This is a genomic window from Rubripirellula reticaptiva (assembly GCF_007860175.1).
Classification (GTDB): Bacteria; Planctomycetota; Planctomycetia; order Pirellulales; family Pirellulaceae; genus Rubripirellula; species Rubripirellula reticaptiva.
Genome location: NZ_SJPX01000003.1, coordinates 347,754 through 365,595, shown reverse-complemented (window position 1 = coordinate 365,595; position 17,842 = coordinate 347,754). Strand labels below are relative to the sequence as shown.

The following is a 17,842-nucleotide window of genomic DNA, read 5'->3' as shown; positions in this document are numbered from 1 at the left end:
TGAATCAGTGCGCCGTCGCGCTCGCGTCTCCCTCGCCCGCCCATGTAATTTCGCTGTCGCGGTCTGCGTCATCGAATGAGGTGGTATCGTCGATCACACCGTCCTTCAAGGCAAGGGTCCACCAATGCATCGCCGCGACGTCGTCCCACCCGGTCGCGTCATCACAGTGGCGAAGGGCCGCGGCTAAATCGTCGATCGAGGCCGGACGCTGGGTCGGATCCTTCCGTAAACAGGCCATTAGAATATTCTGCAAATCGTCTGGCAATCGCTCGTGAATTCCGTGCGAGGCCAATCGATCGGCTGGTCGCAGCGGGTCTTCTTTGAGTTGTTTCATGCAAATTTCGACCGATGCATCGCCTTCGAACATTGGCTTGCCTGTCAATAGCGTGTAACCAACACCGCCGACGGCATAGATGTCGCTGCGGTGATCCGACATGCTGGCGTCACGAACAGTTTCGGGCGGCATGTACATCGGTGTGCCGGTGATCCCTTCGGACGTCGTTAACGACAAATCGGTTGGCCCCTGGACAATATCCTTGACCAAGCCAAAGTCCAGCACTTTCAACAGGTCGTGCATGCCCGGTTGAGTTGACAACATCAGGTTGGCCGGTTTGATGTCGCGGTGAATGATGCCTTTCCAATGAGCTTCCGACAGCGAACCACAGATCTGTAGCAACAGATGGATCACTCGTGCCGGTGGTTGGCGACCATAGCGATCAACTAACCGCTGCAGTGTGATGCCGTCGACGTACTCCATCACGTAAAACAGTTCGCCTTGGTCGGTGCGGCCAAAATCGTACAAGCTGATTGTGCTGGGATGTCGCAGGCCCGCAGTCATCTTTGCTTCACGTTCGAACCTTGCAATCGAAACCGAGTTTTGCGAGTCTCGCTCGAGTACTTTGATTGCAACGGTTCGGCCCAGTAAATCATGGGTCGCGCGAAAGACGGCTCCCATCCCTCCGCGTCCAAGCGATTCACCAAGTTCATACTGCCCGATGCGTCGCTGGTTTTGCTGAGTTGCGGCCAATCGTTTGACCATTCGGCGCACCATCAGCGCCAACAGGATTGTGGTCGCACCCACGATTGCCGAGATCAGCAGCAATCCGATCATCAAACGTCGCAACAGTTTCATCGGCGCATAGGCTTGTTCGAAATCGAATTCGGTGGCAACACCAAACTGGTATTCCGGCAGCCACGCCCAGGCTCCGACGACTTTCACGCCGCGATAGTCTCGATAGCCCGATACGTTTTCACCGCTGCCACCGCGAGTCAATTGATTCGCCATCTCGGTTAGCGGCCACTCGTCGACCGATTGGCTGATTTTGTCACCATCAAGCAAACGGTACCCAGGGTCACGAACAGAAACCTGCATCGAACTGGTCACTCGCGGATCCGGCGGAAGCACGCCGACTTTGCGAAGCTGTTTTTCGTAACGGCTGCGAGAGATCATTCGGCCGTTGCGATCAACCGCATAGGTTTCGCCGCCCACTTCGGATCGAGTTGCTGCAAAGATATTGCTCAGCGGCCCCGCCGGATCAATCAGTACGGTGATCATACCGACAACTGTCTCGTCCGAATGCAACGGTGACACTGCGGCGATGATGGGAGCGTCAGTGATCGGCTTTCCGTCCGGGTCGTCATTACCAGCGATCGCGATTGGAAACGCAAAAGGTTCTGAAACGGTGGATTTTCCCGACAGGGCCTGTCGCCGAACTGGATCGGGAATGGGTAATCGCTTGCCGATCAATGCTGCAAACGAGCTGTCGATGACCTGGTCGTTGGTGTCCAGAATTGCCCAGCCGACCGTTTGGTTCGGGTTGAGTAACGAATCGATCGACGGCACCGACGGCTTGGCACTTGCATCGGCAGCCGTCCACTTGAATTGCTCTTCGGAAGCCGTGATCAACTTGACAGAGCGATTCTGGATATCAACGTTGTTGGCGATTCGGTCGGATTCCCGGATCCGTTCGGCCAACCAGTGCTCGAGCGAACGAACGTGTGCCAAAAGTGTTGTTTCAAGGGAATCACGAACCAACTGTTGCATCGACTGGTTCAGTGCCCAGCCGACCAGTCCGACCGCCAGCAGCAAAGCCAGCGACGATAAGCCACCAATCCAAGGTCCGACGCGCCTGAGAAACTTGATAAGCGGAAAATGTGTAGCCGAAATTGTCCGAGTGTTCATTTCGACCGACGTTGGACCGCCCGAGGACGGAGTGACGATCGGCGCAGTGTTCAGCGCCGAGCCGACCAAGCGACTCGCCAGCGCACCTTCAATCGTTCGGATAATGCCTCTCATGCATTCACGCTAAAATACCGTCGACGAGTTCTCCGTGAACGTCAGTCAGTCGGTAGTCTCGCCCTTGAAACCGATACGTCAATCGTTTGTGGTCAAATCCTAACAGGTGCAAGATGGTGGCATGCAGATCGTGAACATGGACGGCGTTTTCCGCCACATTGAAACCCAGTTCGTCCGTTGACCCGTAAACGGTGCCGGCCTTTAAACCACCGCCCGCCATCCACATCGAGAACGAATTTGGGTGGTGGTCGCGGCCATCATTACCGCCTTGGACCATCGGCGTGCGTCCGAACTCGCCACCCCAGATGACCAGAGTTTCGTCCAGCAAGCCATGCTGTTTTAAGTCTTTCACCAGCGCCGCACATCCTTGATCGGTGTCGATACAGTTTTGTCTGATTGCCGAAGTTAGTCCACCGTGCTGGTCCCACGATTCGTGGAATAATTGCACAAACCGGACACCTCGCTGGACCAACCGCCGGGCAAGCAGGCAATTGTTGGCAAAGGACATTTCACCGGGCTTGGCACCGTACATTTTCAGGATGTGCTCAGGTTCGTTGCCAATCGCCATCGCCTCCGGTGCACTGGTTTGCATGCGAAACGCCATCTCGTAAGAATTGACGCGTGTGGCGATTTCAGGGTCGCCGACGACATCGAGTCGATGGCGATTCAGATCATTGACGGTATCAAGCGTCCGCCGCTGGGTTGTTGGTGAAATGCCCGGCGGATTGGACAGGTACAGCACCGGATCCCCGCTGCTGCGAAATTCGACTCCTGAATGCAGCGTCGGCAAGAAACCCGAGTTCCAATTCCCTGCACCAGCGCTGGGGCCTTTCTTGCCGCTGTTGAAGACGACAAATGCGGGCAAGTCCTTGGATTCGCTGCCCAGTCCATAGGTCAACCAAGAGCCCATGCTGGGTCGGCCAAATTGCTGCGATCCTGTGCTCATCATCAACTGAGCGGGCGCGTGATTGAAAGCGTCCGTCTTCATCGATCGCACGATGCACAGGTCGTCGACGATCGACGAAGTGTGGGGAAGCAGTTCGCTGATTTCCGCACTGCTTTGCCCATGCTTAGCAAACTTGAACTTTGGTCCCAACAGTTTCGAATTGGGATTGATGAATGCGGCTCGGTAACCGTCAAGCAGCTCTTTGGGCGGTAATGTGCCATCCAACTTCGCAAGCATCGGTTTGTGATCAAACAGTTCGAACTGACTTGGCCCGCCGCCCATGAACAAGACAATCACGTTCTTGATCTTGGCTGGGAAGTGAGGCGTCTTTGGCGCCATCGGATTCAGGGCACTGGCGGGCGCCGCGTTCGCAGAGGGCGGTGCAAGGAGGCTCGTCAGTGCGATGCTGCCCAGCCCGATGCCGCACTGCTGTAGGAACCATCGCCGACGAGTAGCTTGGATCACCGTGTCGCGTCGTCGCAAATTGTCGCTAGGAAAAATCATGACTTGGTTATCGTTTCGTCCAGGTTCAAAATTGCTCGAGCCAATACAATCCAAGCCGCCAATTCCGGCGCGCTACATCCAGTAAGTTGTCGGCACAATTGCGGATCGACGCCAATCAGTTCACCAAGCTGGTCATTTTCGGACGATTCAAACGCTGCACGCTGGTCGCCAAGCAATTCAACGAGTAACTGAATTTCGGTGGCATCGGGGAATCGACTAGTACAGTAGCGGAAGGCGAGCGAAATCTTGGCCTGGTCGTCCGAATGTTCGCCTATCTGGGTGTCCGACGCCTCGCGTAGTACTCGCGTTGCAAGTGCTCTTGACGCCTCGGCGTATTGTGGCTCGTTCAGCAAGACAAGTGCTTGCAGCGGAGTGTTGCTGCGTTCCCGACGCACGCACGCCGCGTCGCCCTTCGGAGCGTCGAATACCTGCAGCGGTGGATAGGGCATGCTGCGGTATTGGTGGACGTAAAGGCTGCGTCGGTGCTGGTTACCGTCGGTGTCCGTGTTCCAGATCTTTGGACCATAGCTTGCCGGTGGCATGAACAGAAAGTCAGGCGCCGGCGGATAAACGCTTGGGCCGCCAACCGATGTTTCCAGCAATCCGCTGGCCGCCATCGCCAAGTCACGAACCATTTCGGCTTCCATTCGGAACCGGGGGCCACGGGCGAGCCATTGATTGACCGGATCGTCTACCCATTGGTCCGCGGTGGCCGACGACGATTGCCGGTAAGTGGCCGAGTTGACGATCAAGCGGTGAATGTGTTGCAGGCTCCAGTCGCTATCCATCAACTGACACGCTAAAAAGTCCAGCAAGTCGGGGTGGCTTGGCGACGACGATTGGTAACCGAAATCCTCTGGCGTCGTGACCAAGCCGCGTCCGAAATAGGCTTGCCAAATTCGGTTGACGATCACCCGAGCAGTTGTGGGTGAGTCGTCGGCCACCAACCACTTCGCAAATCGTAGCCGATCGGGTGAGTTGTCGCCGATCATCGGGTTCAGAAACGCCGGAGCAGCAGGCTGGACTTCATCCGATGGTTTTAAAAAGTCTCCTCGCGCCATCACAAAAGTTTTGCGAGGTTCCGCGAGTGCTTGAACTACCAACTGGCTAGCGACTTCAGGATGCGAGTTCCACAGTTTTTCGACTCGAGATTCAGTTTCTGCAAACGCCAAGTTTTCACTGCTGATTTGTGCGGGCATCCGACGCCAAGCGGAAAAGACCTCATCCCATTGCCTGTCCGACCACTCGCTTGAATCTAACTGAAGGATCGCTTCGATTGCTGGCGAAACTGCGAACTCTGGGATTGTGGGACAATTCGTGATGCTGAATCGGTAGCGACCAATCAGAAAATTCTGATTGTCGTCGCTGTTCCAACCGCCGTGCTTTTGAACCATCGTGAATGTTAACGTCGCTTCGCCGTCGATCACGATCGGTTGCTCGGGCACAAAGATCGCGCAGCGGGACTCGTTGCTGCGGCCTGGGCCGATGTCGGTCGTCCAGGCGGTTTTTATGTCACCGTCGATCGCGTATTCGATAGGCCCAACCACACGATCGTCTTTCGACGGATCGCGTTGGCGATACTGTGGTTTTAAATCCCTGCGCGGTGCATTGATGTCTGCGTGTGCACGGACAAATTTCACATCGATCGGTTTGGCACCGTCGGCGCTGGGGGCGATCCGCATCCGGAACTCAGATAACGCACCCGTCCCGTCGATACTGCGTCCTGGCCCACCACGAGGAAGTTGCGGATGCGTCAGCGCATCAAGACGGACGGCTGTGATGGTGCCGACGTTGGTGGTTAGCGAAAAACCGTTCTCCATCTGAGTCGGTGCATAACTTTCGCTGATGATTGACCCATCCGGCAAGACGCCAAACTTTTGGCCTTCGAAAGGGATGTCCGTGGGCGTCATCGCGGCCCAGGTCGGTGCCGACGCTCGCGTTTGTTTGGCCCAAGCGTCGACTGTCTTTTTCCAGTTCGAAATGGTCAAACGCAGCGTTTCTTCTTCGCTGCAAATGGCGGACAAAATTTCATCGCGTTGTTTCGCTTGGTCCGGCGTGTAGACGCTGATACAGGCTTCGTGAAAATCGTTCAGCGATGCAAACATCTGGTAGTATTCGCGATGGCTGATCGGGTCGTACTTGTGCGTGTGGCACTGGGCACACTGAGTCGTGATGCCCAATACGGCTTTACCGATCGCATCAACGCGATCAAACATTCCTTCGACGCGAAACTGTTCTGGATCCGCGCCGCCTTCTTCATTGGTCATCGAGTTCCTCAAGAACCCCGTTGCGACCCGTTCGTCTTGCTCGGCACCGGGTAACAAGTCGCCCGCGATTTGCTGGATCACAAATTCGTTGTATGGCATGTCGCTGTTCATCGCTTTGATGACCCAGTCGCGATAAAAGAAGACCTGACGTTGCATATCTTTTTCGTAGCCAGCCGAATCGGCGTATCGCGCCGCATCAAGCCACCATCTCGCCCAACGCTCACCAAAGTGGGGTGAATTCATCAGGACGTCGATATAGTCCGCGATTCGGCCTTCGCGATTGTTGCGTGCCGTGATTGTGTCAAGCTGTTCAGGGGTCGGCGGCAATCCGGTCAAGTCAAGCGAAAGCCGACGTGCAAGCGTCGCTGGATCGGCGGTCGGCGATGGCGTTAGCCCCCTCGCTTCCAAGGTCGCTAACACAAAGTAATCGATTTCGTTACGCGGCCAAGCAGTGTTTTGAACAGTCGGCAATCCGGACGACACAGGCGACTTGAACGCCCAGTGCGTATCGTACGTCGCGTCGCGTTCGATCCACTTAATTAGTCGTTTCAATTCATCTGTGTTGACCGACTTACCGGTCGCAGGCGGCGGCATCACCAAATCGGGGTCATCGGTGGTGATGCGAGCAATAAGTTCCGATTCGCTGACGTCCCCTGGCACAATCGCGCCCGCGTCGATCGCTTCGTCACGTTTATCAAGTCGCAGTCCTGCCTCGCGAGTCGAATCGTCAGGGCCGTGACACAAAAAACACTTGTCCGACAATATCCCTCGAATGTCGCGATTGAAGTCGACGTTGCCGTGCGCAGCAGGATCGTCGTTCGCCGTGCCGGTGGGCTGTTGGCCAACCGCGGTGCGTACGTTTGGCATCACAAACCAAGTCATGACGCTTGAAACAAACAACAGCTTCGCGAGCGTCAGTGGGCAATCGACAAATTTCATCGCAGCGAAGCAATCCTTGAGTGGGGGGCAGAGCAAGTCACGCAAACCTTGCGTTTTGCAGGCCAACCTAGATTGTACATCAGGCCAGCCCCGGCATCGTATCGCGTCCGATTGTTTTATGATCGATGAGTTGACCAATTTGCGAGCAGTCGATCGCGTGCACGGTGATTCCAGTGCATCAGTCGCTGTGCGATTTTTTAGGTTACTGGTGGCCAGGATAGAGGAACCGAGTCACCGCAATCTAGACGTTTCAATTGGCGTCGCGGATGGCCGCCTTGCACCGCTGCTTGGCGGATTCACTGAGCGTCACGTTGGGGTCCGAGTTGCGGCCACTGATTCGTCGAATCAAGTCAAGCTGGCGTTTCAGCACTGGACAGGAACGGCAAGCGAACAGGTGGCCGTGAAGGGCCATTCGTTCGTGAAGTCGCAACCGTCGGTCCAGCGATTCTGACATCAATTCTGATGCGCGGTTGCACCTCAACGTCAGGATCAAGATTAGGTGGTTCAACAGATTGGTCACTTCAAGCGTCTTTTTCAAACCAGTGTTTGTTCAAACAGTCTTTCACTGCCATTCGGCATCGATACAGTCGCATCGAGAGGTTGGTCGCCGAAATTCCAAGCAATTCACGGATTTCTTCAGGCGAATGTTGATTGATTTCGCGAAGAATGAAAGCTTCGGACAGTTTGCCGGGCAATTTTTCGACACACGAATCGACTGCTGCCCAAAATTCTATGTCTTGACAGATTTTAGCCGGATCGCTGGCCCAGTGGCTTCGGCCATCGCGTCGTCGGGGAAAAACATCGCTTGAATCGTTGGAGATTGGCAGCGTGTCGGCACCCAGCGGCCCGTGAACTGGGCGACGAGAACATTGGCGGTGGTGGTCAGCGATCTTGCGTTTCAGAATAGCGAACAGCCAAGTCGAAACGCTCGCTTGGCCGCGAAAACCACGCTGCGCCGCCACTGCTGCCACAAACGTGTCTTGGACAAGGTCTTCGGCCAGCGCGTGATCGCCAGTCTTGGCGACCGCAAAACGGAACAACGCGTCACCGAATCGGTCCACTTGCTGATTCAAATCGATCGCCTGCCTAGCCGTTTTGTCTGTCTTGACGGGGGCTTCGTTCGTCGAACTCGGTGGATCTGCTGGGGTGGCCAAGGGAAGTCAATGTCTCCGAAAATGTTAACTTAGGAGCGGGTTTGGATTTTTTACGAAAAGTTTTGTGAATCGTAGACCTCTGGTGCGACCAACCTTCAAACGCGACGCTTCGCATTTCGCCGCAAAGTTGATGACGCTTCGCTGAAACTGTCCGCCGTGAGAGTCCTCACGCCTCTAATAAATTTGCTAGGGAAACACTGATGAGCTTCAAGATTTCTGACCTTTTTGCATCCGAAACAAGTCTTCGTCATCGAGGCAGCGCACACCGTCGCCCCAGAAGCCCCCGAAACCGCCGAATTCAAGTCGAAACTCTCGAGCGTCGGCAACTGCTGGCTGCCGAAGTGTTGCAGATCACGGTTGAAAATCTGTCGGACGACGGCGGATTGGCTCAGACACCGTTTTGGGTCGCCGCGCACGACGGAACTTTTGATCTGGGCGATCCCGGGCAACCTGCGTCGTCCTTTGGCGGGCTGGAATTGATTGCCGAGGATGGCGACGTCAGCGGGCTGGTTGACCGCTTCACCGCCGAGGGTGTCGGGAACGCAGCCGTCATTGCGGCGCCAGGCGGATTTACCGGTGCCCCCGTTTTTGAGCCCGGCGAGGTCGTTACTCAGGACTTGACTGTTGATGATACAACCGCGTCCCCGTTCTTCAGTTTTGCGTCCATGGTCATTCCGGCCAACGATGCGTTCATTGCAAACTTGGATGCGACCGCGATCCGGTTGTTCGATGCCGATGGTGATTTCCTGGGGCCGCAAACGATCGTCGTCTACGGTTCACAGATTTGGGACGCTGGAACAGAAGTCAATGATCCCGTCGGTGGCGCCGCATTCACCACGGTCGGTGGCACCTCGGCCGATGAAGGCGGCGTGATCGCGTTGCACCAAGGACTTGATGGTTTCGTCGGCGAATCCCTTCCCACCGGCGAAACACTTACAAAAGCTTTCGGTGCCAACACGCCCATCGCTCGGATTACGGTCGCTCGAGCTAGCGATCCTACCAATCCGATTGACCAGGCAGGCCCCCTGGCTGCCTTGGATGCGAGCGATGTCGCCCAGCGAATCGACTCGCACGAAATCAGTGTCACGTTCAGCGATCCGTCCGGCGTCGACCTTTCCAGCATCACGCCCGAGAATCTCCGCATCACGGGGCCGTTATTGACTCAGCTCGAAGTCTTATCGGTCGTCGTCAATGCCGGTTCGGCAACCACTCTTAACGAAGTCACCGCAAACTACCGCGTGGCTCCGGCGTCCGGTTCATTTACGCATCTGGACAACGGGACCTACTCGGTCGTTTTGCTTGCCGATCAAGTTGGCGACTCGTTTGGTCATGCTGCGACTGCGGAAATGCTGGGCGATTTCACCGTGAGTGCTCCGGTGCAACTGCAGGTCACTTACGAGAGTTTGGCCGATGAGGGTGGGTTGTCGCAAACTCCGATCTGGGTCGCAGTCCACGATGGCAATTTTGAAATTGCTCGTGCCGGTCGCAGCGCATCTGACTTTGGTGGTCTTGAATCGCTAGCCGAAGACGGCGACGTGAGTGGTTTGGTGGATCGATTCGCTGCTGATGCCAACGGGTACGATGCCGTCATTGTTGCACCGGACGGTTTTCCCGACGCACCCGTTTTCGAGCCTAGCGAAACGGTCAGTCAGACCTTGAACGTATTTGATGCGTTCAGCAATCGGTTTTTCAGTTTCGCGAGCATGGTGATTCCATCGAACGATGCGTTCATCGCAAACTTGGATCCACGCTCGTACGAACTGTTCGATCGATTCGGTAATTTCACAGGTGCTCGCACGATCACGATCTACGGTCAAGATGTTTGGGATGCCGGAACCGAAGAAAATGACCCGATCGGTGACGCTGCGTTCAGCACCGAAGGCGGAACTGCGACGGATGAGAATGGCGTGGTTGGTCGGCACCGCGGCCTGAATGATTTTGTCGGCACCGAGCTGCCGACTGGCGGAAATTTGACTCGCGCATTTGAAAATCGGACGCCGGTCGGACGCTTCACGATTAGTCTGGCGGATCTACCTGCCGATCCGATCGATCACTTGGGACCGATTGCCACGACGGATGTGACCGGAGTCACCATTGTCGGCCAAACGACCCATGAGGTCCGTGTTACCTATAGCGATCCTTCGGGGGTTGATATTACCAGCATTGATACGTCTGACATTCGCATCATCAGCAGCACTGGGAAACAGTTGCAAATCGTCGGCGTCACAGCGGATGCCGACGGCACCGTCGATCGGCGCAGCGTGACCGCTACCTATCAAGTCGCACCTGTCGATGGCGACCCCTTCAATACACTCGACAACGGTCTGTACATCATCAACTCGGTCGCTGGCGAGGTTGGCGATAAGCTTGGCAATGAAATTGGTTTGGCGTCGCTGGGGTCATTCGAAATCCACGTGGCGGTGCAGTTGAATGTCACCATTGAGAATTTGTCGATCGACGGCGGACTTGCCCAAACACCTTTTTGGATCGCCGTTCACGAAGGAAACTTCTCGATCGCCGCCGCAGGCGAATCGGCAATCGGATTCGGCGGGCTTGAGGCTCTTGCCGAAGAAGGCGACGTGTCAGGCTTAGACGCGAGATTCGCTACAGAGTCTAATGGTTTCGCAGCAGTCGTCACCGCGCCCGGCGGGTTCGCGGGAGCTCCTGTTTTCGAGCCTGGCGAAACTGCGTCGTTGATCCTAGATGTGCAGAACACAAACGCGAATCGCTTCTTTAGCTTTGCCAGCATGGTGATTCCGTCTAACGACGCTTTCATCGCAAACTTCAATGCTCGCGCCTATGAGTTATTCGACAGTAACGGCTTCTTCAATGGGCCGAAAACCATCACGATTTATGGTCGAGACATTTGGGACGCTGGGACGGAAGTCAACGGGGTTGGCAGTGGTGCGGCGTTCTCGGCCGAGGGAGGCAACGGAGTCGATGAAAATGGCGTGATTCGCAGACACTCAGGTTTGGATGAATTCATTGAAACGGGATTGCCAACCGGCAGTGACCTTGCCGCTGCGTTCATCGGTCAGACACCGCTCGCCCGAATCACGATTGGATTGGCTGGCGAAACGGTTATCCCAGAGGACGACTTGGGCCCGACGACGTTCCTTTCGGCCCAGCCGATCACGGTCGCGGGCGCTGCCGAACACGAAGTTAAAATTACTTTCAATGATCCGGCCGGAGTCGACATCACATCGATTGATCCGTCGGATCTAAACATCGTTGGTCCCGGCGGTTCGACGCTGCGAGTGACCAACGTGGTGGTGGATGCCGCGGAGGGTACCTCGCCAAGATCGGTCGTTGCGACCTATCAATTAGCGACCAGCGACGATCAGTTCACCGCTCGAAATAACGGAACCTATCGGGTCAGTTTGGCGAACGATGCGGTGCGCGACACGCTCGGCCAAGGAAGCAGCTTGGATGTCGCCGGCGTGGTCAACGTGGACGTCGGAATCCGGTTGCAAGTGGATGTCGAATCGCTTACCGAAGCTGGCGGCTTGGCGGGGACTCCGTTTTGGGTCGGTTTTCACGACGGTCAATTCGAAGTCGCACGTGGCGGGGCGTCAGCATCCGAATTTGGTGGTTTAGAATTGCTTGCCGAAGAGGGCGACGCTAGCGAACTGGTCGCTCGCTTCGCCGCCGAATCAAACGGCACGGATTCACTCATCACGGCGCCCGATGGATTTGCCGGTGCACCCGTATTTGAACCGGGCGAAACGGCAGGCCAAGTCATTGAGATCGCCAACACGGCGGATAACCGTTTCTTCAGTTTCGCCAGCATGGTGATCCCTTCGAACGATGCGTTCATCGCAAATCTGAATTCCCAGGCTTATGAACTTTTCGATCGCTTGGGAAACTTCAAGGGAGCTCGCCGGATCACGATTTATGGACGTGACATTTTGGATGCCGGAACGGAAGCTAACGATGCAAGTGGCGCTGCATTCTCGACCGAAGGCGGTGTTGGAACCGTTGAGAACGGCGTGATTCGCAAACACACAGGACTCGACAACTTCATTGGTACTGGATTGCCGACCGGTGAAAATTTGGGCAGTGCGTTTGGTCAGTTGACCGCCATTGCCACGATCACGATTTCGTTGTTTGATCCCGAAGCGGAAGCATGCAGCGGTGTTGATGCTGCTTGTTCTGCTCGCAGCGTCAGCCTGCAAAACTCGGCGCTCTCGGCGGATGTCAACAAAGATGGTCAAGTCTCGGCGCTGGATGCTTTGCTGGTGATCAATTTCTTGGGACGCTTTGGCAACCAGTCAACGATCGCTGACGAAGCACAACGTGCGGGGCTCGATTTGGACGTCGGCGGCGACACCGAGGTTACGGCGTTAGACGCTCTGCAGGTGATCAACGAACTGGCGCGTCGGCGAGGAGCTGGGGGTGAGTCAGAATCCGTTAGTGAAACCGAGCAAGCCCTCCGTTTTGACGTTGCAATCGGTCAACTTTCGCAATCGGATTCGTTCGATTTTGGCTACGACCAACGAGAAGAAGCCTTGACGCTGCTGTTCTAGCCGCCGGCATCAGTTGGTAGCGGCGGCGACAGCGTTGCCACCGCCTGCCCCTTCCTGGTGGATGCATTTTTTTGTCGGTTCCCGGGTTGGCGAGATTCCGTGTTAAACTTCGATCTGTTTGCCTCAGACTTTACACGTTCCCAGGACGCTGACGCCGTGATGTTACGCTTGCTATCCGCGACGCTTTTGCTCGCCCTGCTCAATTCAAGCTTTACTTTTGGCGACGACCCAACCGCCGCTTCAGGAGAAACTGCCAAGATGGATCTCAATTCACCTCTCTTGAAACCATGGACCGGACCCTACGGTGGCGTTCCACCATGGACGCTTGTTCGTACCGAAGAGTTCTCACCCGCTTTCGAAATTGCGATCAAACGGGCAAGCGACGAATTGGATGAGATTGCAAATAGCACCGAGCCACCGACCTTTGAAAACACGGTGTTATCGCTGCAGAACTCGGGCGAAGATTTACGACGGCTCGAAGCGATCTTCGGCGTGCATTCCTCTAACCTAAATGTGGGGCCGATTCCCGACATAGAAAAGAATGTGATGCCGAAACTGTCGGAACACGAAGACAGCATCTACCAAAACAAGTCGCTATTTGATCGTATCGCTGCGGTCTACCAAAGCGATGCGATGACCGACGGTACCTTTGATCTGGCACAACGACGCATTGTTGACGATTTGTACAAGACTTTCATCCGCAAAGGGGCACGTCTGGACGATGCCCAGAAAGCCAAACTATCGCAAATTAACACGCGTCTGGCTCGCCTGTTCACCGATTTCAGCCAGAACGTGCTGGAAGACGAAAAGGGATTCGTCACGTGGATCGATGACGAGTCCAAACTAGCTGGATTGCCCGATTCTGTTGTCGACGCGATGAAGTCTGCTGCCGAAGAGCGTGGCAATAGTGGTGGCAAATGGGCAGTCACAAACACTCGGTCGTCGATGGACCCGGTGCTAACCTACGCTGACGACCGGTCGCTGCGCGAAGGCGTTTGGCGAAATTATTACAGCCGCGGTGACAACGGCGATGAACACGACAATAACGCGATCATTTCTGAGATCTTGAAACTTCGTGCCGCGCGGGCAAAGCTACTCGGTTACCCCACGCATGCCCATTGGCGGATGGAGCCGACGATGGCAAAGGATCCGCAGGCGGCGATGGATCTGATGATGAAGGTTTGGCCGAAAGCTGTCGCACGCGTCAAAGAAGAGGTCGTCGACATGCAGGCGATCGCCGATAGCGAGAACGCGAACCTGAAAATCGAGCCATGGGATTATCGTTACTATGCCGAGAAAGTTCGCAAGGACAAATACGATCTCGATCTGAACGAAGTCACGCCCTACATGCAGTTGGACAAACTTCGCGAAGCGATGATGTGGTCAGCCGAACAGCTGTATGGACTGACGTTCAAAAAAATCAGTGGCGTCCCCGTCTTTCATCCAGACGTTACAGTTTGGGAAGTCAGTAAAGCGGATGGCTCGTTCGCGGGCCTGTGGTACTTGGATCCATTCGCACGCGAAGGCAAACGTAGCGGCGCTTGGATGACGGACTATCGGGAACAACAGCATTTGGGCGACGAGATTCGTCCGATTGTTTCCAACAACTCGAACTTCGTGAAGTCAGGCGACGGACCGACTTTGATCTCGTGGGATGATGCGGTAACACTGTTCCACGAATTTGGGCACGCCCTTCACAGTCTGCTTTCGGACGTGAAATATCGTTCGCAAGCGGGCACCAACGTTGCCCGTGACTACGTCGAATTTCCGTCGCAAGTCAATGAGCACTGGCTTGACACACCCGAAGTTCTGAATCAGTTTGCGGTTCACTTCGAAACCGGTGAAGCTTTGCCCCAAGTACTGATCGACAAAATTAAGAATGCGTCGACATTCAACAAGGGCTTTGACACAGTCGAGTATCTGGCGAGCGCACTGATCGATATGAAGCTGCACTTGGCTGGTGATGCGGATATCGACCCGGACAAGTTCGAACGCGAAACTCTAGCCGCGATTGGAATGCCCAGTGAGATTCCGATGCGACACCGAACGCCGCAATTTGCGCACATTTTCAGCAGCGACGCGTACTCGGCTGGCTATTACAGCTATCTGTGGTCCGATGCGTTGACCGCCGATGCGGCAGAGCGTTTCAAGGAAGCGGGCAGCTTCTATGACAAAGAAGTCGCCAAGAGTCTGTACGAGAACGTGATGAGCGTTGGCGACACCATCGATCCAGCGGATGGGTTTCGCAAGTTTCGCGGTCGAGATGTCGATACCGGTGCCTTGCTGCGTAAACGCGGTTTCCCCGTCGATTGATCTTAGCTCCAATTTTGGCCTTTCGCTCGGCGCAGCGAGAGGCTGTGCCAGGTTATATAGCGGGATTTTTCGCGGTTTTACAACGCGGTGACGTTTTCCAGTGGTCACGCAAATTAGTCTGCACGCAGGTGTTGAAGAACGTCGCGTTCTCCGGGCTTTCCGGCTAGGTACAATAGTGAAATTCCGATGTAAGCTTGTTGATCCACAAGTAAAAGGTCAGACGGTTGATGAAAGAGAATTACGACGTTGTTGTCATTGGTGGCGGACCGGCTGGGGGGGCAGCAGCAGCGACAGTCGCAGCCGGTGGACTGGATACGTTGCTAGTCGAACGAGACGCGATGCCGCGGTTCCACGTCGGCGAATCGCTGATGCCAGAAACCTATTGGCCTTTGGAACGGCTCGGACTAACCGACCGAATCCGGTCATCTGGATGGCAGGTCAAAAAAAGCGTTCAATTTGTGACGTCCGACGGCCGCGAATCCGAGCCCTTTTTCTTCCGTCAGCACGACGACCGCGAATGCAGCACTACGTGGCAGGTCGATCGTAGCGAGTTCGACAAAATGTTGTTCGACCGTGCGGCCGAATTGGGCGCCGACTGTTTTGACCGGACCCGATTGATTGACGTCAAGTTTGACGAGTCGGATCGCGCCGTGGGAGTGGTGCTGCGGGATCATACGGGAGCGAATCACGAGATTGCTTGCAAAGTTGTTGTTGACGGTACGGGGCAGCAATCGTTCATCGCGAACAAGAAAGGGCTTAAAGAGGTCAATCAAGATCTGAAGAAAGCGGCGATCTGGACTTACTATCGCGGCGCCGTTCGGGGGGACGGCGATAACGAGGGAGCTACGATCATCATGCAAACTGAAAATCGCGAAGCGTGGTTTTGGTTTATCCCGATGTCACGTGGCGTGACTAGCATCGGCTGCGTCGCAGACAATGAATATTTGCTGAAAGGCCGTGGAAAGCCCGAACAGGTCTATCAAGAAGAGCTCGCTGGCTGTCCCGGTCTGAAGCCAAGACTCGAAAATGCCACCGCACTAGGAGATGTTCGAACCGCTAAAGAGTTTTCTTACATGACCACGCAGAGCGCCGGTGATGGCTGGGTGTTGGTTGGTGATGCGTTCGGTTTCATCGATCCCGTCTATTCATCGGGCGTCTACTTTGCTCTGGAGATGGGGATCTTGGCCGGTGAGGCGATCGTTGACGGATTTGCCCAGAATGATCTCAGTGGAAACCAGCTCGGTCACTGGAATGATTCTTTCCGCGAAGGCGCAAAGTGGGTGCGAAAGCTCGTTCACGCGTTCTACGAAAAGGATTTCAGCATTGGGAGGTTCATGAAAGAGCACCCCGAGCATCGCGGTAACGTGACCGATTTGCTGATCGGCCGAGTTTTTCACGAAAACGCCGGCAACATGTTCGACGACCTTGACGCATCTATCAAGCGAGCAAAGATGCAGGCCAGCGCCTGATCTTCAAGGCACAAAGTTTCAGGGCGGCAAATCCGTTTTGAAGAAAGATCGCTTGCCGCTAAGATTGTTGTCGGTGAGTAAACGGTCTCGTGCACGGGGATGACCAAGGGTGATTCCATTTTTCAAGCCGTCGAAGACGTGTTGCGGTTGTCGCTGGGTAATCGTGTTGGCGTCGATCGCAGCCTTGCTGCATTTTGGCTCTGCTCGCGGGGGCGAGGACTCTGGCGAGGATCGTGTGCTGTTTCGGCAGCTAACTGGGCGAAGCGAGCAAGTTCGGCTGCGGGCACTAAATCATCTGGCCGCCAACCCGGAATACCGACGCGCCGTGTTGCCGTCGATGATCGAGGCGGCAAGGAAGCATGCCGATGAAATTTCGGCGAAGGAATTGGTGCGTCCGACCACGGTTCGTTTGATCAACCTGATCGGGGCGATCGACAACACTGACAGCGAGACGTTTCTAGTCGAGTTGTTGAGCGACGATCATGTCGGGATTGCAATGGTCGCGGCCGACATCCTTGGCCAGAACAAGCGATACGGTGCCATTGAGTTTCTTAAGCAGCAGATTGACCGAGATGAGTTCGAAACGAGCTACGGGTTTCGATACAATTTGCTGCGTTCGATCGCCGCGATGGAGCACCCTGACGCCGTTGAGTTTCTCGGCGAAATCGAGCCTAAGCTAGAAGGGCAACTTCAATTCGAAGTTGAAAAGCTGCTGCACAGTGTCACGGATGCTCATTTCTTGGGTGACACAAAACGATACGATCGATGGGTGGCATCTCGCAAGCCAAAGATCGTGTTGCAGAACGCAAGTTTTAACTCACAGTCCGACGGACGCATTCGATTTGGCAAGCCACAAAAGTATTACGACATCGATATTCACGCTAAGCGAATGATGTTCGTGATCGATCGTTCCGGCAGCATGAAGGATTACGATAGGGGAATGACACGGCTTGATCGGGCCAAGTTAGAACTCAGTCGCGTGATTCGTGGATTGCCGTCCGATGTTGAATTTGGAATCACGTTTTTTGAATCGTCCGTCAGGCAGTGGCAAGACAAACTCTTGCCCGCGACGGAGGCGAACAAGCTAGAAGCGCTCACGTTTATTGATCGGCTGGGATACGGCGATCGAACAAACACGTACGGTGCGCTTCGTGAATCACTTGAATTTGACGAGCAACTTGAGGTCGTGTTTCTGCTGTCGGATGGCAGGCCAACGGCAGGTAAGATTTTGGCGCCGGCCATGATTGTTGATGACATCATGCATCGCAATCGTTTTCGTCACGTCAATTTCAACACGATCGGAATCGCGGTGACGGGCGGAACGGAGAGTTTCTTGAAGGCTCTGGCGGATCAATCGTCTGGCGAGTATCGAGCTGCGAATTAGTTTTGCCTCTTGACCGCACTGTGCGTAGGAATCGAGCGGACGAG

At 55.2% G+C, this 17,842-nt stretch carries 9 protein-coding genes; 4 read left to right on the top strand and 5 right to left on the bottom strand.

Translation table 11 applies throughout. The features are described 5' to 3' along the window. Positions 1-4 precede the first annotated feature (4 nt). The 5 genes from Poly59_RS14150 to Poly59_RS14130 all read right to left on the bottom strand — a co-directional run bounded on the left by Poly59_RS14150 (position 5) and on the right by Poly59_RS14130 (position 8,106). Positions 5-2,296, bottom strand: a complete 2,292-nt coding sequence (locus tag Poly59_RS14150; RefSeq protein ID WP_146534758.1) for a serine/threonine protein kinase — start codon at positions 2,294-2,296, stop codon at positions 5-7. A 4-nt stretch (positions 2,297-2,300) separates the two neighbouring features. Further along, complete coding sequence (locus Poly59_RS14145; protein WP_146534757.1) at positions 2,301-3,746, bottom strand: DUF1501 domain-containing protein; 1,446 nt, start codon at positions 3,744-3,746, stop codon at positions 2,301-2,303. After that, positions 3,743-6,952 carry a PSD1 and planctomycete cytochrome C domain-containing protein gene (locus tag Poly59_RS14140; protein ID WP_246151649.1) on the bottom strand — a complete coding sequence of 1,070 codons (3,210 nt, stop codon included), beginning with the start codon at positions 6,950-6,952 and terminating at the stop codon, positions 3,743-3,745. The genes Poly59_RS14145 and Poly59_RS14140 overlap by 4 nt, the downstream gene beginning before the upstream one ends. A 250-nt stretch (positions 6,953-7,202) precedes the next feature. After that, positions 7,203-7,460 (bottom strand): anti-sigma factor family protein, encoded by a 258-nt coding sequence (locus Poly59_RS14135; RefSeq protein WP_186776246.1) that lies wholly within the window; start codon positions 7,458-7,460, stop codon positions 7,203-7,205. A 13-nt stretch (positions 7,461-7,473) separates the two neighbouring features. After that, entirely contained in the window at positions 7,474-8,106 is a 633-nt protein-coding gene (locus Poly59_RS14130) for a sigma-70 family RNA polymerase sigma factor (protein WP_146534755.1), read from the bottom strand. 200 nt (positions 8,107-8,306) lie between these two features. On the opposite strand from Poly59_RS14130, the gene Poly59_RS14125 reads away from it, so the two are divergent. The 4 genes from Poly59_RS14125 (at position 8,307) to Poly59_RS14110 (ending at position 17,798) form a co-directional block, all read left to right on the top strand. After that, complete coding sequence (locus tag Poly59_RS14125; protein ID WP_146534754.1) at positions 8,307-12,632, top strand: spondin domain-containing protein; 4,326 nt, start codon at positions 8,307-8,309, stop codon at positions 12,630-12,632. A 258-nt stretch (positions 12,633-12,890) separates the two neighbouring features. Continuing rightward, on the top strand, positions 12,891-14,945 hold the full coding sequence (locus Poly59_RS14120; protein ID WP_246151726.1) for a M3 family metallopeptidase: 2,055 nt from the start codon (positions 12,891-12,893) through the stop codon (positions 14,943-14,945). Between the two features lie 227 nt (positions 14,946-15,172). Beyond that, on the top strand, positions 15,173-16,414 hold the full coding sequence (locus Poly59_RS14115) for an NAD(P)/FAD-dependent oxidoreductase (protein ID WP_146534752.1): 1,242 nt from the start codon (positions 15,173-15,175) through the stop codon (positions 16,412-16,414). A 109-nt stretch (positions 16,415-16,523) separates the two neighbouring features. Beyond that, on the top strand, positions 16,524-17,798 hold the full coding sequence (locus tag Poly59_RS14110; RefSeq protein ID WP_146534751.1) for a VWA domain-containing protein: 1,275 nt from the start codon (positions 16,524-16,526) through the stop codon (positions 17,796-17,798). Positions 17,799-17,842: the final 44 nt, after the last annotated feature.

Coding starts and splice junctions, on each gene's coding strand:
- Poly59_RS14150 (WP_146534758.1), bottom strand. CDS start 2,296: ATGAGAGGCATTATCCGAACGATTGAAGGTGCGCTGGCGAGTCGCTTG.
- Poly59_RS14145 (WP_146534757.1), bottom strand. CDS start 3,746: ATGATTTTTCCTAGCGACAATTTGCGACGACGCGACACGGTGATCCAA.
- Poly59_RS14140 (WP_246151649.1), bottom strand. CDS start 6,952: ATGAAATTTGTCGATTGCCCACTGACGCTCGCGAAGCTGTTGTTTGTT.
- Poly59_RS14125 (WP_146534754.1), top strand. CDS start 8,307: ATGAGCTTCAAGATTTCTGACCTTTTTGCATCCGAAACAAGTCTTCGT.
- Poly59_RS14120 (WP_246151726.1), top strand. CDS start 12,891: ATGGATCTCAATTCACCTCTCTTGAAACCATGGACCGGACCCTACGGT.
- Poly59_RS14115 (WP_146534752.1), top strand. CDS start 15,173: ATGAAAGAGAATTACGACGTTGTTGTCATTGGTGGCGGACCGGCTGGG.